The organism is Citrobacter sp. Igbk 17 (assembly GCF_028069775.1).
Classification (GTDB): domain Bacteria; phylum Pseudomonadota; class Gammaproteobacteria; order Enterobacterales; family Enterobacteriaceae; genus Citrobacter.
Genome location: NZ_JANEWI010000002.1, coordinates 1 through 18,358 on the forward strand (window position 1 = coordinate 1; position 18,358 = coordinate 18,358).

Annotated in this window: 19 protein-coding genes; 6 read left to right on the forward strand and 13 right to left on the reverse strand. The window is 52.6% G+C overall.

Annotation, left to right across the window (positions count from 1 at the left end):
• Positions 1-28 precede the first annotated feature (28 nt).
• A complete protein-coding gene (locus NNO08_RS01190) occupies positions 29-196 on the forward strand; it encodes a YhfL family protein (RefSeq protein ID WP_271441406.1) in 168 nt (55 codons plus the stop codon).
• Positions 197-266: 70 nt separating this feature from the next.
• Here NNO08_RS01190 and trpS read toward each other — a convergent pair whose 3' ends face one another.
• The 12 genes from trpS to NNO08_RS01250 form a co-directional block, all read right to left on the reverse strand.
• Positions 267-1,271, reverse strand: coding sequence for a tryptophan--tRNA ligase (gene trpS, locus NNO08_RS01195; RefSeq protein WP_271456013.1), 1,005 nt, complete (start codon positions 1,269-1,271; stop codon positions 267-269).
• Positions 1,264-2,022 carry a phosphoglycolate phosphatase gene (gene gph / locus NNO08_RS01200; RefSeq protein WP_271454323.1) on the reverse strand — a complete coding sequence of 253 codons (759 nt, stop codon included), beginning with the start codon at positions 2,020-2,022 and terminating at the stop codon, positions 1,264-1,266. The genes trpS and gph overlap by 8 nt, the downstream gene beginning before the upstream one ends.
• Positions 2,015-2,692 (reverse strand): ribulose-phosphate 3-epimerase, encoded by a 678-nt coding sequence (gene rpe, locus NNO08_RS01205; RefSeq protein ID WP_040231743.1) that lies wholly within the window; start codon positions 2,690-2,692, stop codon positions 2,015-2,017. Before rpe ends, gph begins: the two co-directional genes overlap by 8 nt.
• 17 nt (positions 2,693-2,709) lie before the next feature.
• Positions 2,710-3,546 (reverse strand): adenine-specific DNA-methyltransferase, encoded by an 837-nt coding sequence (dam, locus tag NNO08_RS01210; RefSeq protein WP_137361508.1) that lies wholly within the window; start codon positions 3,544-3,546, stop codon positions 2,710-2,712.
• A 117-nt stretch (positions 3,547-3,663) separates the two neighbouring features.
• On the reverse strand, positions 3,664-4,968 hold the full coding sequence (gene damX / locus NNO08_RS01215; RefSeq protein ID WP_271456014.1) for a cell division protein DamX: 1,305 nt from the start codon (positions 4,966-4,968) through the stop codon (positions 3,664-3,666).
• Between the two features lie 96 nt (positions 4,969-5,064).
• Entirely contained in the window at positions 5,065-6,153 is a 1,089-nt protein-coding gene (gene aroB, locus NNO08_RS01220; protein WP_271441402.1) for a 3-dehydroquinate synthase, read from the reverse strand.
• A gap of 57 nt (positions 6,154-6,210) precedes the next feature.
• Entirely contained in the window at positions 6,211-6,732 is a 522-nt protein-coding gene (gene aroK / locus NNO08_RS01225; RefSeq protein ID WP_003023552.1) for a shikimate kinase AroK, read from the reverse strand.
• 404 nt (positions 6,733-7,136) lie between these two features.
• Positions 7,137-8,375: a DNA uptake porin HofQ gene (hofQ, locus tag NNO08_RS01230; RefSeq protein ID WP_271456015.1), complete on the reverse strand. Its 1,239-nt coding sequence runs from the start codon at positions 8,373-8,375 to the stop codon at positions 7,137-7,139.
• Entirely contained in the window at positions 8,287-8,691 is a 405-nt protein-coding gene (locus NNO08_RS01235; protein ID WP_271448658.1) for a HofP DNA utilization family protein, read from the reverse strand. Before NNO08_RS01235 ends, hofQ begins: the two co-directional genes overlap by 89 nt.
• Positions 8,681-9,148: a HofO family protein gene (locus NNO08_RS01240; protein WP_271456016.1), complete on the reverse strand. Its 468-nt coding sequence runs from the start codon at positions 9,146-9,148 to the stop codon at positions 8,681-8,683. The genes NNO08_RS01235 and NNO08_RS01240 overlap by 11 nt, the downstream gene beginning before the upstream one ends.
• Positions 9,132-9,671: a PilN domain-containing protein gene (locus tag NNO08_RS01245; RefSeq protein ID WP_271456017.1), complete on the reverse strand. Its 540-nt coding sequence runs from the start codon at positions 9,669-9,671 to the stop codon at positions 9,132-9,134. The genes NNO08_RS01240 and NNO08_RS01245 overlap by 17 nt, the downstream gene beginning before the upstream one ends.
• Positions 9,671-10,450, reverse strand: coding sequence for a DNA utilization protein HofM (locus NNO08_RS01250; protein ID WP_271456018.1), 780 nt, complete (start codon positions 10,448-10,450; stop codon positions 9,671-9,673). The genes NNO08_RS01245 and NNO08_RS01250 overlap by 1 nt, the downstream gene beginning before the upstream one ends.
• 120 nt (positions 10,451-10,570) lie before the next feature.
• Between NNO08_RS01250 and mrcA the strand changes: the two genes are divergently transcribed.
• On the forward strand, positions 10,571-13,123 hold the full coding sequence (mrcA, locus tag NNO08_RS01255; protein WP_271441396.1) for a peptidoglycan glycosyltransferase/peptidoglycan DD-transpeptidase MrcA: 2,553 nt from the start codon (positions 10,571-10,573) through the stop codon (positions 13,121-13,123).
• 112 nt (positions 13,124-13,235) lie between these two features.
• Here mrcA and nudE read toward each other — a convergent pair whose 3' ends face one another.
• Positions 13,236-13,796, reverse strand: a complete 561-nt coding sequence (nudE, locus tag NNO08_RS01260; protein WP_115602375.1) for an ADP compounds hydrolase NudE — start codon at positions 13,794-13,796, stop codon at positions 13,236-13,238.
• Positions 13,797-14,118: 322 nt separating this feature from the next.
• On the opposite strand from nudE, the gene igaA reads away from it, so the two are divergent.
• The 4 genes from igaA to hslO all read left to right on the forward strand — a co-directional run bounded on the left by igaA (position 14,119) and on the right by hslO (position 18,300).
• Positions 14,119-16,254, forward strand: coding sequence for an intracellular growth attenuator protein IgaA (gene igaA, locus NNO08_RS01265; protein ID WP_271441395.1), 2,136 nt, complete (start codon positions 14,119-14,121; stop codon positions 16,252-16,254).
• Between the two features lie 62 nt (positions 16,255-16,316).
• A complete protein-coding gene (gene yrfG, locus NNO08_RS01270; RefSeq protein ID WP_271456019.1) occupies positions 16,317-16,985 on the forward strand; it encodes a GMP/IMP nucleotidase in 669 nt (222 codons plus the stop codon).
• Between the two features lie 10 nt (positions 16,986-16,995).
• A complete protein-coding gene (gene hslR / locus NNO08_RS01275; protein ID WP_271441393.1) occupies positions 16,996-17,397 on the forward strand; it encodes a ribosome-associated heat shock protein Hsp15 in 402 nt (133 codons plus the stop codon).
• Between the two features lie 24 nt (positions 17,398-17,421).
• Positions 17,422-18,300, forward strand: a complete 879-nt coding sequence (gene hslO / locus NNO08_RS01280) for an Hsp33 family molecular chaperone HslO (protein WP_005121631.1) — start codon at positions 17,422-17,424, stop codon at positions 18,298-18,300.
• Positions 18,301-18,358 lie beyond the last annotated feature (58 nt).

An 18,358-nucleotide genomic window follows, 5' to 3' on the forward strand; every position in this document is an offset into this window, starting at 1 on the left:
AAATAGTTATATCTACAAGGATTTCGTTATGCTTAAGATTGCAAAAATTGCCGTTGTGGCAGGGATTCTGGCCACGCTGACCGCTTGTACGGGTCATGTTGAAAACCGTAATAAAACCTGCTCGTATGATTACCTGCTGCACCCGGCAATCTCGATTTCTAAAATGATTGGCGGTTGCGGCGCAGCGGCTGAATAATCAATAAATCTCTTTGCGCAGATACAAAAAAACCGGGAAATTCCCGGTTTTTTCGGCAACGCAGAAAGCATTACGGCTTGGCAACAAAGCCAATAGCTTCATACACAGCTTTCAGCGTAACAGAGGCACGCGCACTGGCTTTTTCCGCACCCTCTTTCATCACTTTCTGCAGGAAGGCTTCATCGTTACGGAAACGGTGATAGCGCTCCTGGAGTTCGGTCAGCATGCCGGAGACGGCTTCTGCGACTTCCCCCTTCAGATGACCATACATTTTGCCTTCAAAGTGCTGTTCCAGTTCTGGAATGCTCTGGCCAGTAACGGCAGAGAGGATATCCAGCAGGTTGGAAACACCCGCTTTATTCTGCACGTCGTAGCGCACAACCGGCGGCTCATCAGAGTCGGTCATTGCACGTTTGATTTTCTTAACCACTGATTTCGGATCTTCCAGCAGGCCGATCACGTTATTGCGGTTGTCATCCGACTTGGACATTTTCTTCGTCGGCTCCAGCAACGACATCACGCGCGCGCCGGATTTAGGAATGAACGGCTCAGGCACTTTGAAGATGTCGCCATACAGGGCGTTAAAGCGTTGGGCGATATCGCGGCTCAGTTCCAGATGCTGTTTCTGATCTTCACCAACCGGTACCTGGTTGGTCTGATACAACAGAATATCCGCCGCCATCAGCACCGGGTAATCAAACAGCCCGGCGTTGATGTTCTCTGCATAACGTGCGGATTTATCTTTGAACTGGGTCATACGGCTCAGTTCACCGAAATAGGTGTAGCAGTTCAGTGCCCAGCCTAACTGTGCATGTTCCGGCACGTGCGACTGTACGAAGATGGTGCTTTTTTCAGGATCGATGCCACACGCCAGGTACAGCGCCAGCGTATCCAGCGTGGCTTTACGTAGTTGCTGGGCATCCTGACGAACGGTGATAGCATGTTGGTCAACGATGCAATAGATGCAATGGTAGTCATCCTGCATGCTCACCCACTGACGCAGCGCACCCATATAGTTGCCAATGGTCAATTCACCTGAGGGCTGTGCGCCACTAAAAACGATGGGCTTAGTCATTTTTTGATTCCTGATTTTCGCTATGCGGAAGCCCGAGAGCGGGCAGTAGTTCATTAATACGGTCGTAAATAACGTCGGGCTGGCTCAGCGCAATTGACTCACCGTAGTTGTAGCCATAGGTCAGGCCAACGGATGGGCAGCCAGCAGCTTTTGCCGCCTGAATATCATTACGTGAATCCCCGACGAAGAGCATTTGCTCAGGCTTGATGCCAAGCTTGCTTGCCACCAACAGCAACGGGTCCGGATGCGGTTTTTTGTTCTGTACATCATCACCACCAATGACCACGCTAAAGTATTTGGCAATATCCAGCGCATCAAGTAACGGCGCGACAAACGGGGTCGGTTTATTGGTCACCAGACCCAGCGGCAATCCGTTGGCATGCAGTGCGCCCAACGTGTCGGCGACATCAGGGAACAGGAACGTCCCCTCTTCGGCGACATCGCCGTAATATCTGTCGAACAGCTTGCGCAGAATTCGCACCTGTTCCGCAGCGGGAATATCATCATCAACAGGCGGTTTGCCCATCGTTTTACGTAAGGTCGCACGCTCCTGACGAGACCAGGCAAGCGCACGCTCCATCAACACATCGGCACCATTACCAATCCAGGTAATGACACGCTCTTCACCCGCCACCGGTAGCTCCAGCGCATACAGCGCCATATCGACCGCAGCGGCTAATCCCGGCGCGCTATCAACCAGCGTGCCGTCGAGGTCAAATGCTACGCCCCGAATGTCCTGAAATTTATCCATGACTTACCTTCGCCAGTTCATTGCGCATTTCATCAATGACTTTTTTGTAGTCTGGTTGGTCGAAAATAGCAGAGCCGGCGACAAACATATCCGCACCGGCAGCCGCAATTTCACCAATGTTGTTCACCTTGACGCCGCCATCCACTTCCAGACGAATGTCATAGCCAGACTCATCAATACGACGACGTACTTCACGCAGCTTATCCAGCGTTTGCGGGATAAAGGACTGTCCACCAAAACCTGGGTTTACAGACATCAGCAGGATCACATCCAGCTTATCCATGACATAGTCCAGATAGCTCAGCGGAGTGGCCGGGTTGAACACCAGCCCCGCTTTACAGCCATGCTCTTTGATCAGCTGCAAAGTGCGATCGACGTGTTCGGAGGCTTCCGGATGAAAAGTAATGATGCTGGCACCGGCCGCTGCGAAGTCAGGGACAATTCGATCAACTGGCTTCACCATCAGATGAACATCAATCGGAGCGGTGATCCCATATTTACGCAGCGATTTCAGTACCATCGGGCCGATGGTCAGGTTTGGCACGTAGTGGTTGTCCATGACGTCGAAGTGAACGACATCAGCACCCGCGGTCAGCGCTTTCGCGGTGTCCTCACCCAGGCGGGCAAAATCAGCCGACAGAATTGAGGGGGCAATCAAATACTGTTTCATCCGCTTCTCCTTGAGAATTATTTTTTCGCAGGCGTTGCGACTCCTGGTTTGTATAGCGCCAGCAGTTCGTTCACCTTTTTACGTGTGCCGCCGTTGCTGCTTATACTGCGCCGCACTTTGACCTGAAAATGTTTCGCCGCTCGATACCATTCACGGGTATCCGGCGTGTCATGATTCGAAATTAACACCGGGATCTGCTTACTGACCAGCTTTTCTGCCATCTCGGCCAGATGCGCCTGCTCTTTCGGGCTAAAGCTGTTGGTATGATACGCGGTGAAATTTGCCGTCGCCGAGAGCGGTGCATAGGGCGGGTCACAGTAGACCACAGAGTTGGTATCCGCGCGATCCATGCACTCTTCATAGGAGAGGCAATGGAACTCTGCATTTTGCGCTTTTTCGGCAAAATGGTACAACTCGGCTTCCGGGAAGTAGGGCTTTTTATAACGACCAAAGGGGACGTTAAACTCACCGCGCAGGTTATAACGGCATAACCCGTTATAGCCAAAACGGTTGAGATATAAGAACAGCACTGCACGTCGGAACGGGTCCTGGCAGGCATTAAATTCTTCCCGGAACTGGTAGTACACCTCAGCCTGATTCGTTTCAGGCATAAACAGCTCACGTGAAGCCTGCACATACTCATCGGTACGCGTCTTCACGATGTTATAGAGACTGATAAGGTCGCTGTTGATATCGGCAAGAATATAACGAGAAAAGTCGGTGTTGAGAAACACCGACCCGGCACCCACGAAGGGTTCAATCAGGCACTCACCCTGAGGTAAATGCCGTTTGATATCATCAAGCAGGGGGTATTTCCCCCCTGCCCATTTCAAAAAAGCGCGATTTTTTTTCATGCTGACTAACTAATTACACCTTCTCCGGCTGTGGAGAAAGCTCCGACAGCATCCTGCGCTTTAGTCTTTGTCCCGCAATTGGGCGAAACAGCAAACCATTGCAGAACATATCCTATCTTACTTCAAATCGGCCTGAACCTGGTGCAGCGGTTTTGCCCACGGGTTTTTCGCCTGAATGTCGGCGGGTAACGTAGACACTGCACGTTTCGCATCTTCTTTAGACGCATACACGCCCGTCACCAGAACATACCACGGTTGACCGTTACGCGTCGTCTGGTACACCACGTAGTTCTTCAGGTTCTCTTTCTTCGCCCAACCATTCAGGTTGTCGTAGTTAGAGGAACTGCTGAGCTGCAGCGTGTAGTGACTGGATGGCGCTGATTTTAACGCGCCAACGTTCCCTGCACTTTTCGCCCCACCCGCAACCGGTGTTGCTGTCGTTGGTGCAGGTGTTGCTGTCTGCTGAGCTGGCGCGGTGCTTGCCGTTGCTTTTGGCTCAGTTGACGCTTTAGGTGTCGCGGTTACCACTGGCGCTTTCGTTGTTGTCGTCGGCGCGGTCGCGGTCACAGTCGGTTTCGCCTGAGCGACAGGTTTTGGCTCTGCCGGCGTCGCTTTTACCGTGGTCTGCGGCTTGCTCTTCGGCTCAATAACAGCCTGTTTGCGTTCCTGATGCGCAGTTGCAGTACGTTCTGTTGGCTCAGTCTTCGCCGTCTGACGCCCTGCATTGCCATTGCGAACGGGTGCTACGGTAGCGGGTTCGGTTGGCAGCGTAGAGTTGACGACGACGTTGTTAACCTGTGCCTGACCTTGCGGCTGCGTCAGCGCATTGTTCAGATCGCCCTGAACTTCAACGCGCTGCTGACCTTCTGCTGTGGCAGGTGCCTGGCCTTGAGTTGGGGTAGAGGAAATCGGCGGCAGAGAAACATCCTGCTGCGTATTCCCAGCGGTCTGCTCAGCACCCGTCGCAGGCATTGTGGTGTTCGTCTGTTCCGTCGCATTGCTGCCAGAAAGATCGATGCTCTTCTCACCAGACGCAGCCTGCTCACTGGAAGAGGAAGATGAGGGGGCCTTCAGTGCGGAACCGATACCGACAATCAGCAGTAGCAGCACCAGAACACCCACACCCATCATAATGTACTGGCGGGAGGCTGGTTTACTGACCGCTTTTTTACGCTTGCGTGGGCGACGTTCTACACGTTCTTCATCCACAACATCGTCATCAGATTCATAGTCTTCTTCAATGTCCTGCTCTTCGTCACGCTCTTTACGTGCCCGCGCAGGACGGCGATCGTCGGCATCCAGATCAACATCATCAAAATTGATTTGCGGCTCATTATCGCGTTCAGACGATTGACGAGAACGACCAGTACGACGATCGCTGGGATCGGGTTTCAGCTCGTCTTCTGGTTTGAATTCATCCATTTAACACCCCACTCAAAGGTTAATGCATACGACTTTGCACATAACCTGAAGCTAAAAGACTTACGCTTTACAACGCAAGCCTGACCTTTCTTGTTGTTACGCCTGCTGGCAATCAGCAATCGCGTTAAGAACCACCTCGTGCGACACTCCGCCGCGCACTTCACTCTTCCCTATTGCCCGCGGAAGCACTAAACGAATCTCTCCCGCCAACACTTTTTTATCTCGCAGCATGTGCGGCAAATAAGCCTGTGTAGACATTTCACGCGGCCCATTCACCGGTAAACCTGCGCGCTGCAACAACGTAATAATGCGCTGCGTTTCAGCGGAGGTAAACTGACCCAAACGTTCTGACGTGCGGGCAGCCATTACCATACCTGCTGCGACGGCTTCACCATGTAACCAATTGCCATAACCCATTTCAGCTTCGATAGCATGGCCAAACGTGTGTCCCAGATTCAGTAAAGCACGTAAGCCCATTTCGCGCTCGTCTGCTGCGACAACTTCTGCTTTCAGCTCACAACAACGGCGAATACAGTACGCCATTGCCGGACCATCCAGACGTAATAATGCGTCCAGATTTTCTTCCAGCCAGCTGAAAAATTCACCGTCAAGGATGATGCCGTATTTGATCACTTCCGCCAGGCCCGATGCCAATTCACGCGCAGGAAGCGTTTTCAGACAGTCGAGATCCACCACCACGGAAGCCGGTTGGTAAAACGCGCCAATCATGTTTTTACCGAGGGGATGGTTTACGGCGGTTTTACCGCCTACGGAGGAGTCAACCTGCGACAACAGCGTTGTCGGGACTTGAATAAAACGCACACCACGCTGATAGCTGGCTGCTGCAAAACCGGTAAGATCGCCAATCACGCCGCCGCCAAGTGCGACCAGCGTGGTATCGCGACCATGCGGTTTTTGCAGTAACGCAGTGAAGACCGTATCCAGAACCGTCAGGCTTTTATACTGCTCGCCATCGGGAAGGATAACGCTATCAACGTTAACACCCGCCTGTTCAAGTACGCCGCGAACCTTATCGAGATAAAGGGGAGCCAGGGTTTCGTTGGTTACCAACATAACCTGATCGCCCGATTTCAGCGGTAAGAATGAAGCTGGCTCATTAAACAAACCAGCCGCGATGGTGATAGGGTAACTACGTTCCCCGAGAGTGACTGTAATCCTCTCCATTACGCGACATCCACCTTAGTTACTTGTACCCGCAGACGAGTGTGTATTCAGCCAGAATTAGTTGCTTTCCAACATATGAATAATCTGGTTTGCTACGACTTTCGCGCTCTGATCGTCGGTGCGAATGGTCACGTCGGCAATCTCTTCATACAGAGGGTTGCGTTCGTCAGCCAATGCTTCCAGAACTTCACGCGGCGGCGATTCTACCTGCAGCAGCGGGCGCTTCTTGTCACGTTGAGTACGTGCAAGTTGTTTTTCAATTGTCGTTTCAAGATAGACCACGACGCCACGCGCGGAAAGACGGTTACGTGTTTCACGTGATTTAACAGAGCCACCGCCAGTTGCCAGCACAATACCCTGTTTTTCCGTCAACTCGTTGATGACTTTTTCTTCGCGATCACGGAAGCCGTCTTCACCTTCTACATCGAAGACCCAGCCCACATCAGCTCCGGTTCGTTTCTCAATCTCTTGATCAGAATCGTAAAATTCCATATTGAGTTGTTGAGCTAACTGGCGCCCAATAGTGCTTTTTCCGGCACCCATAGGCCCAACCAGAAAGATATTGCGTTTCTCTGCCATTTTTTCGGTACTACTAAGACTATTCGTTAATGGTAAACCCGCTTCGCAGACACCCAGCGCAGCAGGACATGAACTGAAACCTCATAAGATATTGCGAGAGTCAGACTGAAAATTATCTCAATACTCAAGCGGGTTTGGCAACTGAATAAATCACCAAACCTTACGCATTTCTGGTCGTGGCAGGCATGCTACCCTGCAAACATCTGGCCTGACGACGTGTCGTGTAGCCAAATGACGCCAAATAAGCCTATGACACACCACCGGAAAGGCGAAGCGTATTCACTGCTGCATAAGTAAAGAAAAGTCCCGACACTCAAATCGGTACTCCTTGTATGCTAAATACACCCGCACGTCAAATCCCTGAAACGTGTTCAGCGCAAAAACAACGGGTTTTCATGCATAAGTTATTCTGTTGGGACCAGTCTGGGCGTGATAAAAACCACTAACTCACGCCGCTCATCTTCTTTACCATCATGACGAAAAAAATGGCCGAGCAACGGAATGTCACCGAGTAACGGCACACTGTCAGCTGCTGATTTATTTTTATGTGAAAAAATCCCGCCCAGCGCGATCGTTTCACCGCTCTTAACCTCCACCAGGGTTTCAATTTCCTGCTTATCAATGGCCAGCACTTCGCCATCCGCTTGCTGCAGCACCTGTCCGGGAACATTCTGGCTAATATGCAGTTTCAGTCTGATCCGCCCTTTCTGCAGCACGGTTGGCGTTACTTCCATCCCCAGCACCGCTTCTTTAAATTCGACGGACGTTGCGCCGCTTTCACCGCTGGAGACCTGATACGGGATTTCACTGCCCTGCTTAATACTGGCAGGTTGCAGATGAGAAGCCAGTAATCGAGGACTGGCAATAATATCGAGCTGCTGTTTTTGCTCCAGTGCAGACAACTCAAGCTCCAGCAAACGACCATTAATGCGGCCAATATTAAATCCCACCCGCGATGTTGCAGTAGACACGGAAAGATCGCTGGTCAGCGTGGTGACATTCCCCACCGCCCCTGGCTGCTGCGCATCTGCCAGCGACCACTTCACCCCCAGCTCACGCAAACTTTTTTCATTAATCGTGACGATGTGCGCCGCCAGTTCGACCTGCTCAACGGGCAAGTCCATTTGCGCCACCCACTGTTCCAGTATGTTTAGCGCAACAGGGTTGTCTCGCAGCAGTAGGCGGTTGGTACGTTTATCGACCGTTATACTTCCTTTAGCACTCAGCAGTTTTTCACCGGCTTTTGCCAGCTCAGTGGCATCCGCGTATTGCAAAATTATGCTGCGATGTTCCAGCGGCAAACCGGCCTGAATCCGCGCTTGTTCACTCTCCTGGCGGGCTGCATTTTCGTTTTGCCAGCGTACAGTATGCACATGCAGGATGTTTCCCTCCTGGCGTAACACCAGTCCGGCGCTTTTGACCACCGTCTGCAATGCCTGTTTCCACGGCACATCCGTCAGATGCAATGACAGCACGCCACTGACATCCGGTGACACCACCAGATTTTTCTTCTCCTGCACCGCCAGCGCCTGCAGCACCTGGACAACGGGAACATCATCCACCACCAGCGTCACGTTTTGTACCTTCCCGGCCAGCACGCTGGGTATTACGGTCATCAGCACGATGACTATCCACCGCTTCATTCGCCTCTCCTTGTCGTTGCCACTGCCACTGTGATGGCTCACAATCGCTCCCTGTGTCGATAGTTACGCTTTGGGCTGTCACCTGAGATACCCTCCAGATGTTATTCAAAACATCTCGCTGCTCGACCCTCCACCATTTGTGTTGACCATCCCGAATAAAACCAATTGAGCGTCCTCCCTGGATCACCGCCCCCTGATAACGCCATGCCGACAACTCAGCCATCCGGCAGTGATCCTCTGGCGGCTGAAAGGGATTGCGCATGCCGGTCAGCAGCAGCACGCTAAAACATGCGAACAGCCAGCGCTTAGTCATCATTCCGACGCTCCAGCTGTATCGTCAACAACACATCAGCATCTTCTGCACGAAGAGAAAACTGACTCGTACTCATCCCCTGTTCCGCCAGTTGGGCAAACACCTGTGGGACCGCATCCCACGCAGTTTTCAGCGCCAGTTCACCTCCCCGTGCGGAGGGCTGCCAGTGGATCAGACGTGTAAGAGAGGTTTGATATAGCAATGGGGAAAAAGGAACTGGCCTCGCTTCAGTGGGGGAAAAGGGTTTCCCAACCGATGACGCCAACAGATACAAATTGCGCCATTGATCTTGAATCGCCACGCGTTGGTGGTCTAATGCTGCCTGCTGCGCCTTCCGTTGCTGCTCTGCAGGATAAAGGCACAGCAGCGCAGCCGTGATCAGGACCAACATCCAGCCGCCCCAGCACAACAGTCGAAACCTCGGCGTCTGTGCTAACCAGCCATCACAAAGCGCCTGCATGCATAACGCTCCGTATCAGACGATAGTGAAACTGCCAGCGTCCCTGCGAATCTTGTCGCGTTTCCCCTGAGCTTGCCAATTGAAACCTGGGGTGTTTGCGTAGTTGCGTCTCCAGTCTCTGCAGTGCGGTAATGTTCAGCGTCAGCCCTGTCAGCGCCAGCGTATCCTGCTGCCAGGTCATTCCTGTTAACCACGCCTGTTCTGGCAGCAGCTCCGCCACCCCTTGTAAAACAGACTGCCAGCTTCGCATCTGTTCACGCCGTTTTTCTCTTTGTTGCGCCTGCTGCCATTGTTGTTGTCGCTGTTGCAGGTGCGGTTTGAGCGCTATCAGAGCTTCAGCCCGCGTTTTTTCGGCTTCTGACAACAGTAATTCGACCCGATTATCTACGCGAGAAAGCGCGTAATAACCCAATGCGATACCCACAATAGCCAGTAAAGATCCACTCAATAACGCTCCCCACCATTGCAGACAGGCATACCGCCGCGACTGACGCCAGGGCAAAAGATTGATGGTCGCCGTCATCAGTACACACCTCCCATCGCCAGCCCAAGCGCAACAGCAAAGTTGTGGCTTTCCGTAGGAATCGGTGGCTGGCGGACGGACACCGCATTTAAGGGATCAAAGCCACCGGTGTCACATAGCGCAATATCCGCAGGGTAAAGAGATAATGCCGCGGCAAGCGCGCCGATATCGTCAATTTCCCCCGTCGATTTACGTCCCCATGCCGTGCGGCTCGCCCAGAGCCATTGGGTATCATCGCGCCATGCCAGACATGATTGATACTTGGGTAAATAAGGCATTAATCGCTGCAAGGCGCTGGCATCCGGCGTAATGGCCGTAACCTGTACTTTCAGGGGATGCATCAGTGTCAGGAGTGCCGATATTTCTTTGCTTTGTGCCGCAGTCACGTTGAATGCCGGGCTTAGTGCGTCTTCGCTATAATCAAACTGCAGCGCATCCGGCTCCATATCCAGTTCACGAGCCATCGCCCCAGACAACCATGCCGTTTGCTCTGGTTCGCGCAGGATCATTGCCGGACGGGGTAACTTTTTTTGTAACGTCCTGTTGGCAGGAAAAGAAAGGTGAATATGGTGCCTGTGCGGTAGCTCACGGCTCCACGGCAGGAGCACCGCAGCGAGCTGTTCCGGCTCACGAATGTGGCCATCGACGACAACCTGATGTGCCAGCGGCATACGCCACCAGCGTTGTAGGACCCAACCGGACGCGTCACGAACGATAGCGACAGCCAACACGTCATGTTGCTGAATATGCAGACCAATTTTCCATATACGAAAAGCCATTGCTGATGATCTCCTTATCACCCGTTGCTTCAACGGGTATATCAATGCGTCTGGCTTGCCTTTATACTACCGCGCGTTTGTTTATAAACTGCCCAAATGCCACTAAATGGGAAATCTCCAGTGAAGTTCGTAAAGTATTTATTAATCCTTGCAGTATGTTGCATCCTGCTGGGAGCAGGCTCGATCTATGGCCTCTATCGCTATATCGAGCCACAATTACCTGACGTTGCGACGCTAAAAGATGTGCGTCTGCAGATCCCTATGCAGGTTTACAGCGCTGACGGCGAACTCATCGCGCAATATGGCGAGAAACGTCGAATTCCGGTCACGCTGGATCAAATGCCGCCGGTAATGGTTAAAGCCTTTATCGCTACAGAAGACAGCCGCTTCTATGAGCACCACGGGGTGGACCCGGTGGGGATCTTCCGTGCGGCCAGCGTCGCGTTGTTCTCCGGCCATGCCTCACAAGGGGCAAGTACCATTACCCAGCAGTTGGCAAGAAACTTCTTCCTGAGTCCGGAACGTACGCTGATGCGTAAGATTAAAGAAGTGTTCCTGGCTATCCGTATTGAGCAATTGCTGAGTAAAGACGAGATCCTCGAGCTTTATCTGAACAAGATCTATCTGGGGTATCGCGCCTACGGCGTGGGTGCTGCCGCGCAGGTCTATTTCGGGAAGACCGTTGATCAACTCAGTTTAAGCGAAATCGCGGTGATCGCCGGTCTGCCAAAAGCGCCGTCAACCTTCAACCCGCTCTATTCGATGGACCGGGCAACCGCGCGCCGTAACGTTGTACTGTCGCGTATGTTGAGCGAAAACTACATCACTCAGGCCCAGTACGATCAGGCGCGTAGTGAAGCGATCGATGCCAACTATCACGCGCCGGAAATCGCTTTCTCAGCCCCTTATCTGTCTGAGATGGTACGCCAGGAGATGTATAACCGTTATGGTGAAAAAGCCTATGAAGACGGGTATCGCATCACCACTACCATTACGCGCAAAGTCCAGCAGGCCGCCCAGCAGGCGGTACGTAACAACGTCATGGATTACGACATGCGCCACGGCTACCGCGGCCCATCAAACGTGCTGTGGAAAGTCGGCGAAGCCAGTTGGGATAGCAAGAAAATCACCGATACGCTGAAAGCGCTACCAACCTATGGCCCACTGCTGCCCGCGGTTGTCACCAGCGCCAACCCACAGGAAGCGACCGCAGCGTTGGCGGATGGAACATCGGTGTCATTACGTATGGAAGGTATGCGCTGGGCGCGTCCTTATCGTTCCGATACACAGCAAGGCCCGACGCCGCGTAAAGTAACTGATGTGGTTCAGGCCGGTCAGCAAATCTGGGTACGCCAGGTTGGCGACGCCTGGTGGCTGGCGCAAGTGCCGGACGTTAACTCCGCACTGGTTTCGATTAACCCGCAAAACGGCGCAGTGCTGGCACTGGTGGGTGGTTTTGATTTCAACCAGAGCAAATTTAACCGTGCGACCCAGGCATTACGCCAGGTGGGTTCGAACATCAAACCCTTCCTCTATACCGCCGCGATGGATAAAGGCCTGACGCTAGCAAGTATGTTGAATGACGTACCAATATCCCGTTGGGATGCCGGTGCAGGTTCTGACTGGCAGCCGAAAAACTCACCGCCGCAATATGCTGGCCCTATCCGCTTACGTCAGGGGCTGGGTCAGTCAAAAAACGTGGTGATGGTTCGTGCCATGCGCGCAATGGGTGTGGATTACGCGGCAGAGTATCTGCAACGTTTCGGTTTCCCGGCACAGAACATTGTGCATACTGAATCACTGGCGCTGGGTTCAGCCTCGTTCACTCCGCTGCAGGTTGCTCGCGGTTACGCGGTAATGGCGAACGGTGGATTCCTGGTCGACCCGTATTTCATCAGTAAGATTGAAAGCGATATGGGTGGCGTTATCTTTGAGGCGAAGCCAAAAATTGCCTGCCCGGAATGTGATATCCCGGTGATTTATGGCGATACGCAGAAGTCTAATGTACTGGAAAACAGTAACGTCGAAGATGTTGCGGTATCCCAGGAACAACAAAATGCCGCCGTGCCCATGCCACAGCTGGAACAAGCTAACCAGGCGCTGGTCGCACAAAGCGGAACGCAAGAATACGCACCACACGTCATCAACACGCCGCTGGCCTTCCTGATCAAGAGCGCGTTGAACACCAATATCTTTGGTGAACCAGGCTGGATGGGAACCGGCTGGCGTGCAGGACGTGATTTACAGCGCCATGACATCGGCGGGAAAACCGGGACCACTAACAGCTCGAAAGATGCATGGTTCTCCGGCTATGGCCCAGGAGTAGTGACCTCGGTATGGATCGGGTTTGATGATCATCGTCGCGATCTCGGACATACGACGGCATCCGGCGCGATCAAAGACCAAATCTCCGGCTACGAGGGCGGTGCGAAGAGTGCACAACCTGCGTGGGACGCCTACATGAAGAGTGTATTAGAAGGTGTTCCTGAGCAGCCGCTGACGCCACCACCGGGTATCGTTACAGTCAATATCGATCGTAGCACCGGCCAACTGGCGAACGGTGGTAACAGCCGTGCGGAGTATTTCATTGAAGGTACTCAGCCAACGCAACAGGCGGTACATGAGGTGGGGACAACCATTATCGATAATGGTGAGACGCACGAGTTGTTCTAATCTTTTGCCGGATGACGTTTCGCTTATCCGGCCTACATTTTCGGCGCAATCATTTGATATTGCTGGATGTTGTAGGTCGGATAAGGCGTCAGCCGACATTCGGCAACATAAACTACAATCGCCCTTGCCCTTTCAGCCATTCACGAACCAGGAACAGCGCGCTGACATTACGCGCTTCGTGGAAGTCAGGGTCTTCTAACAGATCCATCAAATGCGCCAGCGGCCAGCGCACCTGTGGCAATGGCTCAGGTTCATCACCTTCCAGCGACTCAGGATAAAGATCCTCTGCGACCACAATATTCATCTTGCTGGAGAAATAGGAAGGTGCCATGCTGAGTTTTTTCAAAAACGTCAGGTCCTTCGCACCGTATCCCACTTCTTCTTTCAGTTCCCGGTTAGCCGCTTCAAACACGCTTTCACCCGGATCGATTAACCCTTTGGAAAAACCAAGCTCGTAGGATTCGGTTCCGACCGCATATTCGCGAATGAGGATCAGGTGGTCATCCACAATCGGCACAATCATTACCGCTTCGCGCGTGGATGGGCGCATACGCTCATAAACACGACGTACGCCGTTGCTGAACTCAAGGTCCACGCTTTCGACTTTAAAGAGTCGGGATTGTGCGACGGTTTCCACTTTCAAAATCGTGGGTTTTTGTAATGATTTGCTCATCATGAGGATCTTTGCTGTGAAATCTGGGGTTATTGTGCGATATACAGCACGGTTTCGGCAATGTGAATTGCCGTTTATTTACATTTATGTAACGTACTAAAAGTTAATCCCTATTTCAAATTAAAAGTCAATAGGTTGAAATAACTCCAGGAATTTGCTGATATTCCGTTTTTGGTGATTTTGCTATTATTCGCATTTATTGGGCTGTACTTAAAGATGCTCAAGTTCAACTCCACACTTGCCGATAGCCAACCACAGAATCACGAATATTGAACAGGGTGCGACTGACCACGCCTGACAGACTAAGTAAGATGGGGAAAGCATGAGCACCATTCTGATTTTTTTAGCTGCTTTGCTGGCCTGCTCATTGCTTGCAGGGTGGCGATTCAGATCAAAATTCAGACAACAAAAATTACCGTTGAGCAACGTCTTCTCTGACGCCTCTAAGCGTAAACTAACACCTGAAGAACGTGGTGCGGTCGAAAACTATCTCGAAAACCTCAGTCAAATTCAGCAGGTGCCTGGCCCAACAGGTGCCAGTTCGGCACCGGTATCGTTAACCCTGAATGCCCAAAGTAATAGCGTCATCGTACTAACGCATTCAATTACGCGCTATGGCATCACCACCGACGATCCGAACAAATGGCGCTACTATCTCGACTCCGTCGAAGTCCATTTGCCCCCCTTCTGGGAACAATACATCAATGATGAAAACAGCGTTGAGCTGATCCACACCAATACGCTGCCGCTGGTTATCTCGTTGAACGGTCACACGCTGAAAGAGTATATGCAGGAAGCGCGTGGCTATGCGCTACAGCATACCGCGTCTACTCAGGCGTCCATACGCGGTGAAGAAAGCGAGCAGATTGAACTGCTGAATATTCGCCAGGAAACGCATGAAGAGTATGCGCTCAGCCGCCCGTCGGGATTGCGCGAAGCGTTACTGATTGCCGCATCATTCCTGCTGTTCTTTTTCTGTTTAATCATGCCAGACACGTTCGTACCGTGGACCGCCGGTGGCGCAGTGTTGCTGCTGGCTGCGGGTCTGTGGGGCCTGTTTGCACCACCGTCTAAAACGGCCTTACGAGAAATCCACTGTCTGCGTGGCACGCCACGTCGCTGGGGGCTGTTTGGTGAAAACGATCAGGAGCAAATTAATAATATCTCCCTGGGTATTATTGACCTGATTTATCCACCACATTGGCAGCCTTACATTGCACAGGACCTTGGCCAGCAAACGGATATTGATATCTATCTGGATCGCCATGTTGTCCGCCAGGGGCGTTTTTTATCGTTGCATGACGAGGTGAAAAACTTCCCGTTGCAGCACTGGCTACGCAGCGCCGTCATTGCCAGCGGTTCGTTGCTGGTATTGCTAATGCTGCTGTTTTGGGTCCCGTTGGATATGCCGATTAAACTTACGCTTTCCTGGATGAAAGGGGCGCAAACTATTGAGGCCACCAGCGTTAAGCAACTGGAAAAGGCAGGCGTACGCGTGGGCGATACGCTGCATCTGAGTGGCACGGGGATGTGTAACATCCATACTCAGGGGAGCTGGAACGCACAACCTGCGACACCTTTTATGCCATTTGATTGTTCGCAGATTATCTGGAATGACGCGCGCGCCCTGCCGCTGCCCGAGTCCGACCTGGTCAATAAGGCGACGGCGCTGACCCAAAGCGTTAATCGCCAACTGCACCCCAAACCCGACGATGACTCTCGCGTCAGCTCATCGTTACGCTCAGCCATTCAGAAGTCCGGCATGGTGTTGCTGGATGATTTTGGCGATATTGTCCTGAAAACCGCCGATCTATGTGCCGCCGAAGATGAATGCGTACGCCTGAAAAATGCCCTGGTTAACCTGGGTAACAGTAAGGACTGGAACGCTCTCGTTAAGCGAGCAAACGCCGGGAAACTGGATGGTGTAAATGTGCTGTTGCGCCCGGTAAGCGCCGAATCACTGGATAACCTGGTGAATACCTCTACGGCACCGTTCATTTCACGCGAGACCGCCCGGGCGGCTCAGGCACTGAATAGCCCTGCCCCCGGTGGTTTCCTGATTATCAGTGACGAAGGCAGCGACCTGGTTGATCAGCCCTGGCCGGCGACCTCGTTGTACGACTATCCGCCACAAGAACAATGGAACGCCTTCCAGCGTCTTGCCCAGATGCTTATGCAAACGCCATTTCGCGCTGAAGGGATTGTCACCAACATCTCGACCGACGCCAACGGTACCCAGCACATTGGCCTGCACCGAATCCCGGATCGTTCAGGTTTATGGCGCTATCTTGGCACCACGTTGCTGATGCTCTCCATGCTGGGATGCGCTATCTACAACAGCGTTCAGGCATTTAGACGTTACCAGCGTCATCGTTCCCGCATCACGGAGATTCAGGAATATTACGAGAGTTGCCTGAATCCAACGCTGATTGAGGCCCCAGAAAGCCTGATTCGATAACACGCCCGCGCGACGGAATATGCTACCCTGTCGCGCATCTTGTTTTCCTCTGGGGAGTTTCCATGCACATAGATATTGCCTGGCAGGACGTCGACACCGTTCTGCTGGATATGGACGGTACGCTGCTCGATCTGGCATTCGATAACTATTTCTGGCAAAAACTGGTGCCGGAAACCTACGGCACGCAACAGGGTATCTCTCCCCAGGAAGCCCAGGAATTTATTCGTCAGCAGTATCATACCGTACAGCATACGCTAAACTGGTACTGTCTGGATTACTGGAGCGAACGCCTGGGTCTGGATATATGCGCTATGACAACCGCACAGGGACCGCGCGCCGTACTGCGTGAAGATACGGTACCGTTCCTTGATGCCCTGAAAGCCAGCGGCAAACGTCGTATTTTGCTCACCAATGCGCATCCGCATAACCTGGCGGTGAAGCTTCAGCATACCGGTCTGGCCTCACACCTTGATTTATTACTTTCCACCCACACATTTGGTTATCCCAAAGAGGATCAGCGGTTATGGCACGCTGTCGCTGAAGAAACGGGAATGAGTGCAGAGAAGACGTTGTTTATTGACGACAGCGAACCCATTCTCGACGCCGCTGCTCAATTCGGCATTCGTTACTGCCTCGGCGTAACCAATCCCGACTCCGGTACAGCGGAAAAACAGTATGCACGCCATCCGTCACTCAATGACTACCGCCGACTGATCCCCTCACTGATGTGAAGGAGATGCCATGAAAGAGAAGCCCCTTGTCGAAGTCAGGCTGGATAAATGGCTGTGGGCAGCACGCTTTTATAAAACGCGCGCAGTCGCCCGCGAAATGGTTGAAGGCGGTAAGGTGCATTACAACGGGCAGCGCAGCAAGCCGAGTAAGATTGTCGAGCTAAATGCGACCCTCACCCTGCGCCAGGGTAATGACGAACGGACGGTCATTATTAAAGCCATTAGCGAGCAGCGTCGCCCGGCAACTGAAGCCGTTATGCTGTATGAAGAAACCGCGGAAAGCGTGGAAAAACGCGAAAAAATGGCGCTGGCGCGTAAACTTAACGCGTTAACCATGCCGCATCCGGACAGGCGACCGGACAAAAAAGAGCGCCGCGACCTGTTACGATTTAAACACGGCGACAGCGAGTGACTGTCACCTGCAAGAGAGATGATTATGCCGCAACATGACCAATTACATCGTTATCTGTTTGAAAACTTTGCCGTGCGCGGCGAGCTGGTAACCGTTTCACAAACCCTGCAACAGATCCTCGAAAATCATACTTACCCACAGCCGGTCAAAACCGTGCTGGCGGAGCTGCTGGTTGCCACCAGTCTACTGACCGCGACGCTGAAGTTTGCCGGTGATATCACCGTTCAACTGCAAGGCGACGGTCCGTTGAGCCTGGCGGTAATTAACGGCAACAACAACCAGCAAATGCGCGGAGTGGCTCGTATACAGGGTGATATCCCTGAAGATGCCGATCTGAAAACACTGGTTGGCAACGGCTACCTGGTGATCACCATTACACCGGAAGAAGGCGAACGCTATCAGGGCGTGGTCGGTCTGGAAGGTGACACGCTGGCGGCCTGCCTGGAAGATTACTTCATGCGTTCAGAACAGCTGCCAACGCGTCTGTTTATCCGTACTGGCGACGTCGACGGTAAACCTGCTGCTGGCGGTATGCTGTTGCAGGTCATGCCAGCGCAAAACGCACAGGCAGATGATTTCGATCACCTTGCTGCACTGACAGAAACCATCAAAGCCGAAGAGTTGCTGACGCTGCCAGCCAACGAAGTTCTGTGGCGTTTGTACCACGAAGAAGAAGTCACCCTCTACGATCCGCAGGATGTTGAGTTCAAATGTACCTGTTCACGCGAACGCTGCGCAGGCGCTCTGAAAACGCTGCCGGATGAAGAAGTTGACAGCATTCTGGCAGAAGAAGGTGAGATCGATATGCACTGCGATTATTGCGGTAGCCACTATCTGTTTAACGCCATGGATATTGCAGAGATCCGCAGCAACGCCTCCCCTGCCGATCCACAGGTGCATTAATCCCCGTTTTGCCCGGTGGCGCGCAGCTTTAAGGCCTACGGTAAAACTGTTGTAGGCC